We start from the raw sequence: 11,643 nt of genomic DNA on the forward strand, positions 1-11,643 counted from the left end.
CACGGCGGCGTCGGGAAACCCAGTTTCGGATCCCCCGACCGTGTCGTCAGGGTAGCCCGATCGCCGATCCGGACACGGCACCGGCCCGGGTGTGGCGGCGGTGGAGCGACGTCAGCTGAACAGGCCCGTCACACTGCTGACCAGGCTCGACACCATGTACAGCGCGATCACGACGAACACGACGAGCAGCACGACCGCGAGGATCACACCCGCCGCGCTCGTCGACGGACGGCCCAGGTTCGGCATCCCGATGTTCGGCAGACCGCGCCTTTTGGCCTGCCGTTCGGCTAGTTCGGCCTCGATGTCGTCGTCGGCGACCTCGGCTTTCGCCTTCGGCCGGGGCCGCGGCACCCGCTTGAGCAGCTGCGGCGCACGCGTGGGCCACGTCCGCTGCCGCGGCAACAACCCGAGCGGCACACCGTCGGGCTTCTCCTCGGCCGGCTGGATCGGCTGCGGCGTACGCGCGGCCTCCTCCCGCAGCGCGGCCTCGACCATCCGCTTCACGGCTTCGGGGTCGTGCTGCACGGGCCGCGCGGTCGGCAACGGCCGCGCCTCGTCGACCGCGGGCGCCGCCTCGGCCGCCGTGACCAGCCCGGCGAGCGGATCGGCGAACCGCTCCCCGCCGATGCTGCCGTCCAACGTCCCATCGCGCTCCGGCTGCGGGGCGCTGCGGGCGTTGATGCCGGGGGCGCTTTGCGTGCCTTGGGGGGCATTGAAGAAAGGAGCCCCACCGCTCGTGCTCATGGTGACCACCTCACTACGGAATGTCCTCGCCTTCCAGTGTCGGCGACACTACCGGCTCCCGCATCCGCCCAATGGCCGCAGAAACGCTCGCGCCCACGCCGCCGACCGGACGGTCCCGCAGCAGTTTGCAGGCCACGGCCACCCCGGTCGACCGCCGAAAGCGACGTCCAGGGGTGATACCGGTCACGAGATCGGGCACTCTTCGTAATCGATCGTGGCCGGCGCCCTGAGGCCCGGCGGGCCATTTCACGCGCGACGGCGGTCGGCAGCGCCGGTTCAGCCGACGATGGGGCCGGGCTCACCCGCCTGGCGACCCGCTCCGCGACAGTCCGCGGCGCCAGTTCGGCCAGCGATGGAGCCGAGGCTCACCCGCCCGGCGAGCCATTTTCGGCGCGACGGCAGTCGACCCCTCCGTCACGGCCGGCAATCCGGCCGCGCTCAGCCGCCCGGCGAACCCCGCTCCACGACAGTCCGCGCCGCCGGTTCCGGCAATCAGGCCGCGCTCAGCCGCCCGGCGAACCCGCCTCCGCGAGGCTCTGCGGCGCCGGTTCAGTTGGATGCCTTGCCCGCCCGCGCGCCGGCACCGCGAAATCCGCCGGGCCAGTACCAGCGAGCCGAGCGCGAAGCACAAGCCAAGCGCCGCTGCGGCGCGCGCTCGGCTCCAGCGGCTCAAACCGCAAGGCGCCCTCAACGCACGTCCCACGTACCTCCGTTCCCGGTCTCCGGATGCCCAGGTCGGGCGTCGTGTCGGTCAGGCATGGTTGCGCACCGCTTCGACGATCCACGCCTCCGCCGTGCTGCGAGTGGCCGGTTGCCAGGTCATGAGCCAGCCGCCGTCGGGGCGGGGGGCGGCGCGGAACTGGTAGCGGCCCTGGTCGTTGTCGACGAGGCCGAAGGCGCCGTGCGGGTACTCGGCGAGGACGGCGTCGCGGACGGCCAGGTCGACGAGGACCGTGCCGAGGCGCGGGCGGGCGACCGCGGCGCGGATGACGTCGAGCGAGCCCCACGCGGCGCGCGGGACGAGGCCACTGCGGTCGGTCTCGATGCGGACGGCCGGCCCCGGCCCCGGCGGACGGTCCGGCAACCCGTCGAACACCCAGCCCGGCAGGGCGCTGAGCAGACCGGAACGCAGCCGCGCGCGACGGCCCAGCTTGCTCATCACCGTGGTGTAGTCCTCGTCGCCGAAGAAGCGGACCTCCCACGGCTCCGGGCGCGCCGGGAAGACACCGGTCACCACGCCGCGGATGAAACCGCCCCGCAGCACGCGGTAGAGCCCGACGGCCTCCGGCGTCACCTCGCCCTCGGGCACCAGGCCGAGCTCGGACATGCCCGCCACGAACCGCGTGTACTGCTCGATCTCCTCGATCAACGCCGGCACCAGCGTGGGCCCGAACGACTGCCGCACCTGGTCGGCCAGGCTCAGCTCCTCCGACTCCGAAGAACCGGAAGAACCCGACGAGCCCGAAGACCCCTCAGCACCGCCGGCCCCGGAAGCTCCCGAGTCACCCCGCGACCCGGACTCGCCCGAACGACCCGAGCCATCGCGAGAACTCCCGCCGCCGCCAGGTCCCGAGGCGCCCCGAGAGTCCCAGGCGCCAGACTGCCCCGGCCCCTCCGAACCCCGACCACCCGAACTACCGGACGAACCCGAGCCGCCCTGAGACTCCGAGCCGCGAAAGAAGCCCACACCTCCATCGGCACTCGAGCCTCCCCGAGCGCCCGATCCACCGGAGCCTGAACCTGAAGAGGCCTCCTCATCGCCACCGGGACCAGAACTGCGCGAAGGGCCCCGGCCACCGAAGGGACCACCGGAGCCCAGAGAACCCGCGCCCCGAGGGCCCGAGCCCCGAGAACCCGACCCCGGAGACCCCGAACCATCACGGGACCCCGAGCCACGAGGACCCCGGCCCCCAGGCGGCCCGGAACCGCGGGAACCAGAACCACCCACCCCCTCCAGCACCGGCGGCACCATGAACTGCGGGTCGTAGAACTCCATCACCGACGGCCGCTCCGGTACCTCGGCCCGGAGCGGCGCGATGACTTCGTCGATGACGTCGAAGACTGCGGTCGCTGAACTCACCCTTGCATTGAACACCCTGGCACCGACAATTTTTCGAACCTTTGTTCGACTCGCCGCGACGTTGCGCCGAACGGTCGGTCAGCGGGCCGGAACCGGGGCCGCCCGCATGGTCGGTGCCAGGAAGTACACCGCCACCACCAGCGCCCCGACCACGCCCAGAGTCCAGTGCAGCCCGATGCCGCCGGCCAGGGCACCGACGAGGACCGGGCCGACGAGGAAGCCGAAGTAGCCGCACGCCGCCACGGCCGCGATCGCGCGGCCCGGCGCAAGGGGCTGCTTACGGCCGGCCGCGCTCCACGCCAGGGGCACCATGCCCGAGACGCCGAGCCCCACCACGGCGAACCCGGCGACCGCGAACCCCGGCACCGGCACCGCCACCACCAGCAAGAACCCGACGACAGTCACCAAGGTCGCCACCCGCATGAAAGGCACCACGCCGAACCGCGCCACCAGCCGGTCGGCCACCACCCGCACCGCGATCATCGTGATCGAGAACGCGAAGTACCCCAGCGATGCCAACGCAGCCGACGCGACCGTGACCTCCCGCAGGTAAACCGCGCTCCAGTCGTTCACCGTCCCCTCGGCCACGAACCCGCAGAACGCGATCACCCCGAGCGGGATCAGCGCCTTGCCCGGCAGCACGAACGCCGCGTCGCCCTGGCCGCGGTCGGCGCCCGGCAGGAAGCGCGTCGACGCCGCCAGCGCGACCACCAGCAGCACCACGCCCGTCACGGTGAAGTGCACCCCGATCGGCACGCGCTCCAGCAGCGCCCCGGCGCCGGAACCCAGCAGCCCGCCGATGTTCCAGAACGCGTGGAACCCGGCGAAGATCGGCCGCCCGTACGCCTCCTCGACGCGCGCGGCGTGGGCGTTCATCGACACGTCGAGCAGGCTGTTGCCCATCCCGAGCACCACGAGCGCACCCACGAAAGCGACCAGGTTCGTTGCCAGCGCGGCCAGCGGCAGGCCCGCGCACAGCACCGTGGCGCCGACCACGACACCCCGACGGCTGCCGATCTTCGTGAGCAACGGCCCGGCCGCCACCAGCGCCACCACAGACCCCGCCGCGAGGCCGAACAGGCCGATCGCCAGCTGTCCCGCGCTCAGTCCCGCGTGGGCCTGGGCCGCCGGGATTCGCGCGGCCCACGTGGCGAACGCCGCCCCGCACACCGCGAACACCACCGAAACGGCCGCCCGCGCACGCCGCGTCTCCTGCATCGAATACGTCCCCCAGACGCGAAGAAGGGGCCACCCGAAACGTCTCGGGTGGCCCCGACGGAAACTCCGCCTGCTACTTGGCCTTCGCAGTGCTCGCCTTCTTCGCGGGCGCCTTCTTGGCCGTCGTCGACTTCGCCGCGGCGGCCGACTTCGTGGCCGAAGCCGACTTCGCCGCCGTCGACTTCGCCGGCGCCTTGCGCGTCGTCGTGGTGCGGCGCTTCGGGGCCGGGCCCTTCGCCCGCTTCTCCGCCAGCAGCTCCGCGCCACGCTCGGCCGTCAGCTCCTCGATGCTGTCGGACTTCCGCAGCGTCGCGTTGTATTCGCCGTCGGTGACGTACGGGCCGAAGCGCCCGTCCTTGACCACCATCGGCTTGCCCGACACGGGGTCGTCACCGAGCTCCTTGAGCGGCGGCTTCGCCGTGGCCGACCGGCCGCGCTGCTTCGGCTCCGAGTAGATCTTCAGCGCCTCTTCCAGCGTGATCGAGAACAGCTGGTCCTCGGTCTGGATCGAGCGCGAGTCGGTGCCCTTCTTCAGGTACGGCCCGTAGCGCCCGTTCTGCGCGGTGATCTCGTCACCCGACTCCGGGTCCTTGCCCACCACACGCGGCAGCGACAGCAGCTTCAGCGCGTCCTCGAGCGTCATCGTCTCGATGGTCATCGACTTGAACAACGAGCCCGTACGCGGCTTCGGCGCCTTCGCCTTCGCGGCCTTCTTCTGCGCAGCCGTCGCGCCCTCGGGCAGCGGCTCGGCCTCGGGCAGCACCTCGGTGACGTACGGGCCGAAGCGGCCTTCCTTCGCCACGATCTCGTGCCCACTCACCGGATCGACGCCCAGCTGACGGCCTTCCTGCGGCGTCGCGAAGAGCTTCTCCGCGAGCTCCGACGTCAGCTCGTCCGGCGGCAGGTCCTCGGGCAGGTTGGCGCGCTGCGACTGGCCGTCGACCTCACGCTCGAGGTACGGCCCGTAGCGGCCCACGCGCACGACGACCTTGTGCCCGTCGGCGTCGTTGAAAAGCGGGATCGAGTTGATCTCGCGCGCGTCGATGCCCTCGACACTGCCGTCGACCAGCTTCTTCAGCCCACCGAGTCGCCCGACCGAGCCCTCCACGCCGAAGTCGCCGCCGAAGTAGAACTTCGAGAGCCACTGCACGCGGTGCTCGTCGCCGTTGGCGATGCGGTCGAGCTCGTCCTCGAGACCGGCGGTGAAGTTGTAGTCCACCAGGCGTTCGAAGTGCCGTTCCATCAGGCCGATCACCGCGAACGCGACCCACGAGGGAATCAGGGCGGAGCCCTTCTTCCACACGTAGCCGCGGTCCTGGATCGTCTTGATGATCGACGCGTACGTCGACGGGCGGCCGATGCCCAGCTCCTCCAGCTTGCTCACGAGGCTCGGCTCGGAGTAGCGCGCGGGCGGCGAGGTGGTGTGGCCGTCGGCCGAAAGGTCGGCGGCGGTCAGCGCCTGGTCCTTCACCAGCACCGGCAGGCGGCTCTGCTTGTCGTCCGCCTCGCCGCCGGCCTCGGTGTCGACAGCCTCGACGTAGGCCTTCAGGAAGCCGGCAAACGTGATCGTGCGGCCCGACGCGGCGAAGGTGCACTCCTCACCCGACGTCGCGGTACCGACGATGCGCACCGACATCGTGGTGCCCTTCGCGTCGGCCATCTGCGACGCGATCGTGCGCTGCCAGATCATCTCGTACAGGCGGAACTCGTCGGAGTCCAGCTCGCCCGCGACCTGGCCCGGCGTGCGGAACACCTCGCCCGACGGCCGGATCGCTTCGTGGGCTTCCTGCGCGTTCTTCACCTTGCGCGTGTACTGGCGCGGCGAAGACGGCACGTACTCCTTGCCGTACAGCTGCGTGGCCTGGCTGCGGGCGGCCGAGATCGCCGACTCCGACAGCGTGGTCGAGTCGGTACGCATATAGGTGATGTAACCGTTTTCGTACAGCTTCTGCGCGATCCGCATCGTGCGCTCGGAGGTGAACCGCAGCTTGCGGCCCGCTTCCTGCTGCAGCGTCGAGGTCATGAAGGGCGCGTACGGCTTCCGCGTGTACGGCTTTTCCTCGACGCTGGACACGGTGAAGTCGCGGTTGGCCAGCGCCTGCGTCAGCGCCTGCGCCTCGGCCTCGCCGAGCACGCGGATCTCCTTGGCCGTGCCCTTGAGCTGGCCGTTGGAGTCGAAGTCGCGGCCGGTGGCCAGGCGGGCGCCGTCGACGCCGACCAGGCGCGCCGGGAACGTCTGCGGCGAAGCGTCTTCGCCGGCGTCCATCGTCGCGGAGATGTCCCAGTAAGAAGCCGAGGTGAAGCGCATGCGCTCCCGCTCACGCTCGACCACGATCCGCGTCGCCACGGACTGCACGCGGCCTGCCGAGAGCTTCGGCATGACCTTCTTCCACAGCACCGGCGAGACCTCGTAGCCGTAGAGGCGGTCGAGGATGCGGCGGGTCTCCTGCGCGTCGACGAGGTCGACGTCGAGCTCGCGGGTCGCGTCGGCCGCCGCGCGGATCGCCTGCTCGGTGACCTCGTGGAACACCATGCGGCGCACGGGCACCTTGGGCTTGAGCGTCTCGAGCAGGTGCCACGCGATGGCTTCGCCCTCGCGGTCGGGGTCCGTGGCGAGGTAGAGCTCGTCGACGTCCTTCAGCAGGCCCTTGAGCTCCGTGACCTTGGACTTCTTGTCCGGCGTGACGATGTAGAGCGGCTTGAAGTCGTTGTCGATGTCCACGCCGAGGCGCGCCCACGACTCGCCCTTGTACTGGGCCGGCACGTCGGCCGCGCCGCGCGGAAGGTCGCGGATGTGCCCGACGGAGGACTCGACGACATAGTTGCCGCCGAGGTACGGGGCGATCTTGCGGGCCTTAGTAGGCGACTCGACGATCACCAGCCGCCGAGTCCCGGCGCCGTTCGTCCCGGTGCCGTCCTTCTTGGTCCGTGCTCCTGCCACGCTGCCCTGCTCTCCACTCATCCCCGCGCCATCCTCGATGGCTGCGGCACTCCTTTACCCCTCCACGAGGGGTGCTGCGCCCGCGTCTTCGACCTGCCAGTGTGCACGCCCGCACCGGCCGCGCAGCGGCTAGGTGGCCTGACACGCCGCCGGGCCCCTGCCCGTCGGATCGCCTTTGACCTCGGCGATGTTTCCTCTCCACACCTAGCACGTGATTCCGGACACGTGCCGTGCAGGGTATCTCGCGATCACGCCGATACCCTCCGTTCGACGGTGGTGGACCTGACGTCGGCACCGCTTCACTTACTACCTCGTCGAGCCGAAAGGAACCACCATGACCCGACGTCTGCTCGGTGCCGCGGCCGTGGCCGTGGCCGCGTTCGCCCTGGTCACCGCCCCTGAGGCGAGCGCCGCGACCACCACGTTCTCCGGCACGGTGGCACTGTCCAACTGCTCCGGCTCGGTCGTCAAACCGGCCGGCACGCCGGACACGGCGCCCGCACTCGTACTTTCCAACGGTCACTGCCTGGAGTCGGGTTTCCCCGATCCCGGCGAGGTCATCGTCGGTCAGCGGTCCACTCGCACCTTCAGCCTTCTGTCGTCCGACGGCAAAAGTTCACTCGGGACGCTGAAGGCCAAGAAGGTCGTGTACGCGACCATGACCGACACCGACGTGTCGCTGTACCAGCTCGACACCACCTACGCCCAGATCAAGCAGAAGTACCGGGTCTCCCCGCTCGAGCTCGTCTCGGCGCACCCGACCGCGGGCACGCACATCGACGTGGTCTCGGGCTACTGGAAGACCATCTACTCCTGCTCGATCGACGGGTTCGTGAACGAGCTTCACGAAAATGGCTGGGTGTGGAAGGACTCGATCCGCTACACGCCCGAGTGCACGACCGTCGGCGGCACGTCCGGCTCCCCGATCGTCGAGACCGCGACCGGCAAGGTCATCGGCGTGAACAACACGTCGAACGACGACGGCCAGCGCTGCACGCTCGACAACCCGTGCGAGGTCGACGGGTCCGGGAACGTGACCGTGCATCCCGGCACCAAGTACGGCGAGGAGACGTTCGGCATTCCCGCGTGTCTGACGACGGCGAGCGAGATCGACCTCAATCGGGTCGGCTGCACGTTGCCGAAGCCCTAACCGACTGCCTCCAGGACGTCACCCAGCAAATACTGAAGGGGACTCCCGCCGCCTCCGCCGCGGCGTGAGTCCCCTTCGGTGCGTTCTGGCCGCGTTTCCTCGCGGACTTCCGGCAGTTCGGGCCACGCGTCCTCCGCGCCCGCAGGCGCCTCGCCGATGAGCTCCAGCAGCCCGTCGAGCTTGCGCCGCCCGGTCAACCGCGCGGCGGGCTCTTCGGCCTTCGGCCCCAGCAACCGCGCGTGGACGCCCAGTGGCGCCAGCGCGGCCAGCAGATCGTCGTGCAGGTGCGGCGCCAGCGGGTCCATGCCGAGCAGGTAGCCCGACGGCCCCTGCCGCCCTGCCGCCAGGGCCCACATGCGCAGCATCGCGCCGCTCAACCGGAAGCCTTCGGGCAGCGCTTTGCCCGAATCGTCTTCGGACGGACCCGAGCAGCCCCGGCGCAGCCACTGCACGGACAGCGGAAGGAGGTCGACGCGGAACGACGTGCGCACCTGCGGCCGCCCGCACTCCCGCACCGCCACCTGCGCGTCGGCCCCACGCCGGCGGCACTCGCGCGCCAGCACCCGGGCGCGCCACTGCTCGTCGACGTTCACGGACAGCCGCGCTGCCGTGCGCCCGAAGCCGGTGATCTGTCCTTGGCAGCACAGCAGGCCGGCCAGGTCCGCAACCCCCGGGCCGCTCGCCTCCGCCGAGAACAGCGAGATCGTCCGATCCACGCGGATCATGATAGAACACAAGTTCGATCGGACGCGAGGGTTAGGCGGCGGCTTTTCGCCGATCGGGCGATCATGCCGCCACGCAGTCGTCGGCGGCGCGGGGAGCGGCGAACACGGCGACCAACAGGGCTGCGGCGGCCACGAGGAACACCGCAGGCAGCGTGAGCAGGCCGAAGATCGCGATCCCGAGCGAACCGCCGATCTGGCGCGCGAAGGTGAGTGTGGCCATCCCGGCGCCGAGGATGTCCGGTGGTGCCCACGTCTGCGCCAGCAAGGTGTAGGCCTGCATTGACAGCCCGAGCGCGGCGCCGCTGCACGCGAGCCCCACGACGACGGCGACCAACCGCGTCGGGCCGGGCTGGAGGATCGGGAGTGCCGCAGTGACAAGGAGCCCGGCCACGCCGAGGACCAGGCCGAACCGACCCCACACCGTGACGCGCGGCCATCGGCGGGCGAGCAGCGCGAACCCGGTGGTCACCAGCACCTGCCCGACGCTCATCGGCACGAGCAGCAGGCCCGTGGCCGCCGGACGCGCGACGCCGATGGCCAGTGGGACATAGGTGAAGCTGCCGAACAGCGCCACGCCGGTCAGGAAGGTGACGGCGACAACCCTCGCGAGGCGGGCGTCGGCGAACAGCCGCGGCGAGACCAGTGGCGCGGCCGCACGCCGTTCGACCTGCACGACGGCGACCGTCGCGGCTAGTGCGACAGCGACCAGCACGGGCGCCCACCCCGGTGCCGCACCACTGCCGAGCACGACGACACAACCACCGACGACCGCGACCAGAACCGCGCCCGTCCAGTCGAACCGGATTCGGCCCGCGCGCCACGTGCCCGGCACCGAACGCACCCCGAGAAACAGAGCCACAACGCAGATCGGCAGGTTGATCAGAAAGATCGACCACCAGCCCGCGACGGCCGCCAAGAGGCCGCCCAGCGGAGCACCACCGATCGACGACAACGCGAACACGGCTGTCAGCCAGCCTTGCCGCCGCACCAGTTCGACTCGGTCGAACAGCTCCGCCATTGCCGCCACCGCGGCCACGATCAGCCCGCTCCCACCCAGCCCCTGCACCGCACGAAACGCGATCAACGCGACCAGATCCGACGCCAAGGCGCACGCCACCGACCCGACGGCGAACGCTGTTACCGAGCCGACGAACATGCGCCGCCGCCCCCAACGGTCACCGAGGCTGCCGTGCACCGGCGTGGCGACCGCGACCGCCAGCAGGTACGCCGCCGTCACCCCGCCCACCGCACCCGGATCGCCCAGGTCAGCGCCGATGGACGGCAGTGCCGCGACCACCACGCTGGTATCGAGCGAAGCCATCAGCAGCCCCAGCACGAGCGCGGCGAAGGCGGCGTCGCGACCGCGGAGAAGTACATGCATATCGCACACGTTATGCATGCGGATCGCACGCAGTCAAGATAGGGTGGAACCCGTGACGCCACCCCTCACCGAAGCCGGCCCCGCGTTGTTCCGCCTGGTCAGGCACTGGTCCCGGCGCTGGACCCTGCGCACGTCGACCGAGCTCACGGGCGAGATGCGCCACGTGCAGCACATCCTCGCGGTCGAGGCCGTCGACACGGGCAGCGAGCACACCGACGAGGTGACCGTCGCGACCGTCGCGCACCACCTCGGGCTCGACCACTCCGGCGCCAGCCGCATGGTCCGCGACGCGACCGCCGGCGGCTACCTCACCCGCGGCACGTCGGGCCAGGACCGGCGGCGCGCGTCGCTGCAGCTCACCGACACCGGGCGCGAACTGCTCAACGCCTCGCACCAATGGCAGCGCAGAACGTTCAACGACCTCACCGCCACCTGGTCGGCCACCGACCGGCAGCGCTTCGCCGGATACCTGATTCGCTTGACGAGCGAGCTCGACCTGGAGAGCTAGCGAGTCCTGTCACCGCCGGGCGTCGCTGGAGCTGGGCCGACAGCGGGCCACAGCTGCTCGACGTGTCGCACCGGTGGCAGCGGCGGAGGTTGGATGAGGTCACCGCGACCGGGGCAGCAGCTGACCGCCGACTTCCCCGTACGCCTCGCCGAAGCGCCCCGTCAGCGCGGCGCCGGCGGCACCACGAGCTGCTGGCAGTCCGGCGCCCGCTTCCCCGCAGCAGAGAGTTCCGGCGTCGCATTGAGGCCCTGGAGGACGTTGAGGGCGGCGACGTCGTCGAGGGTGGCCCGGGCGTCGCCGAGGGCGGTTTTGGTGGCGGAGGCGTCGGTGGCTGTGTCGAGGCGTTCGCGGGCGGTGTCGGCGCGCGAGCGGACGGAGGCGAACTGCTTGAGCAGGTCACCGCGCGCTTGGTCGTCGCCGGGGAGGGGCGGCGGGCCGACGCGGTCGAGGCCGTCGACGGTCTGGTCGATGCCGTCGACGACAGACGACAGGAGCCGGCTCGACGTGCGGGAAGCCTGTTCGGGCGAGCTCGGGTCGATCTCGGGCAGGTTCGCGAGCGTGCGCACGAGGTGGGTGACCGCCGAGCAGTAGCCGTCGGCCCATCTCGCGGCCGGATCGGCCTGGCTGGAGGTGTCCGCCTGCCCACCGCTGTGGGTCTGCGACACCGGCGGCTGCTGCCCGCAGGCGGCAAGGCCGATCCCGAGTGCCGTGACCAGCGCGGCTAGAACGGTCGACCGCGGCCGCACCGCGACACCTCCTGCTCGTCGACGTCCAGGTGCCCCCGACCGTACCGATCCGAGAATCATTCGCAAGTCACCCACTGGAGTGCGGGAAGAATTCCCGACACGCCGGAGCCCGGCGCGCGAACAGCGCGCCGGGCCCCGGACGGGTTTCGC

Annotated in this window: 9 protein-coding genes and 1 pseudogene; 2 read left to right on the forward strand and 8 right to left on the reverse strand. The window is 70.9% G+C overall.

Annotated features, from left to right (window positions below):
* Positions 1-111 precede the first annotated feature (111 nt).
* The 5 genes and pseudogenes from AB0H62_RS36185 to topA all read right to left on the reverse strand — a co-directional run bounded on the left by AB0H62_RS36185 (position 112) and on the right by topA (position 7,004).
* Positions 112-744 (reverse strand): hypothetical protein, encoded by a 633-nt coding sequence (locus tag AB0H62_RS36185; RefSeq protein WP_360591091.1) that lies wholly within the window; start codon positions 742-744, stop codon positions 112-114.
* Between the two features lie 751 nt (positions 745-1,495).
* Positions 1,496-2,149, reverse strand: a complete 654-nt coding sequence (locus AB0H62_RS36190) for an ESX secretion-associated protein EspG (RefSeq protein ID WP_255638763.1) — start codon at positions 2,147-2,149, stop codon at positions 1,496-1,498.
* Positions 2,150-2,698: 549 nt separating this feature from the next.
* Positions 2,699-2,824 (reverse strand): annotated as a pseudogene (locus tag AB0H62_RS36195) (ESX secretion-associated protein EspG); the annotation flags it as partial.
* Between the two features lie 78 nt (positions 2,825-2,902).
* A complete protein-coding gene (locus tag AB0H62_RS36200) occupies positions 2,903-4,042 on the reverse strand; it encodes an MFS transporter (RefSeq protein ID WP_360591093.1) in 1,140 nt (379 codons plus the stop codon).
* A 73-nt stretch (positions 4,043-4,115) separates the two neighbouring features.
* Positions 4,116-7,004 carry a type I DNA topoisomerase gene (gene topA / locus AB0H62_RS36205; protein WP_360591095.1) on the reverse strand — a complete coding sequence of 963 codons (2,889 nt, stop codon included), beginning with the start codon at positions 7,002-7,004 and terminating at the stop codon, positions 4,116-4,118.
* 313 nt (positions 7,005-7,317) lie between these two features.
* Here topA and AB0H62_RS36210 point away from each other — a divergent pair, with 313 nt between their 5' ends.
* On the forward strand, positions 7,318-8,133 hold the full coding sequence (locus AB0H62_RS36210; RefSeq protein ID WP_220244832.1) for a serine protease: 816 nt from the start codon (positions 7,318-7,320) through the stop codon (positions 8,131-8,133).
* On the opposite strand, the gene AB0H62_RS36215 is transcribed toward AB0H62_RS36210, so the two are convergent.
* Positions 8,130-8,849, reverse strand: coding sequence for a hypothetical protein (locus AB0H62_RS36215; RefSeq protein ID WP_360591097.1), 720 nt, complete (start codon positions 8,847-8,849; stop codon positions 8,130-8,132). The two genes, AB0H62_RS36210 and AB0H62_RS36215, sit on opposite strands and share 4 nt — an antisense overlap.
* A gap of 70 nt (positions 8,850-8,919) precedes the next feature.
* Complete coding sequence (locus AB0H62_RS36220; protein ID WP_360591099.1) at positions 8,920-10,239, reverse strand: MFS transporter; 1,320 nt, start codon at positions 10,237-10,239, stop codon at positions 8,920-8,922.
* 52 nt (positions 10,240-10,291) lie between these two features.
* On the opposite strand from AB0H62_RS36220, the gene AB0H62_RS36225 reads away from it, so the two are divergent.
* Positions 10,292-10,747, forward strand: coding sequence for a MarR family winged helix-turn-helix transcriptional regulator (locus tag AB0H62_RS36225; protein ID WP_360591101.1), 456 nt, complete (start codon positions 10,292-10,294; stop codon positions 10,745-10,747).
* A 161-nt stretch (positions 10,748-10,908) separates the two neighbouring features.
* Here AB0H62_RS36225 and AB0H62_RS36230 read toward each other — a convergent pair whose 3' ends face one another.
* A complete protein-coding gene (locus AB0H62_RS36230; RefSeq protein ID WP_360591103.1) occupies positions 10,909-11,493 on the reverse strand; it encodes a hypothetical protein in 585 nt (194 codons plus the stop codon).
* Positions 11,494-11,643: the final 150 nt, after the last annotated feature.

It is taken from the genome of Amycolatopsis sp. NPDC050768 (assembly GCF_040654155.1).
Taxonomy (GTDB): domain Bacteria; phylum Actinomycetota; class Actinomycetes; order Mycobacteriales; family Pseudonocardiaceae; genus Amycolatopsis.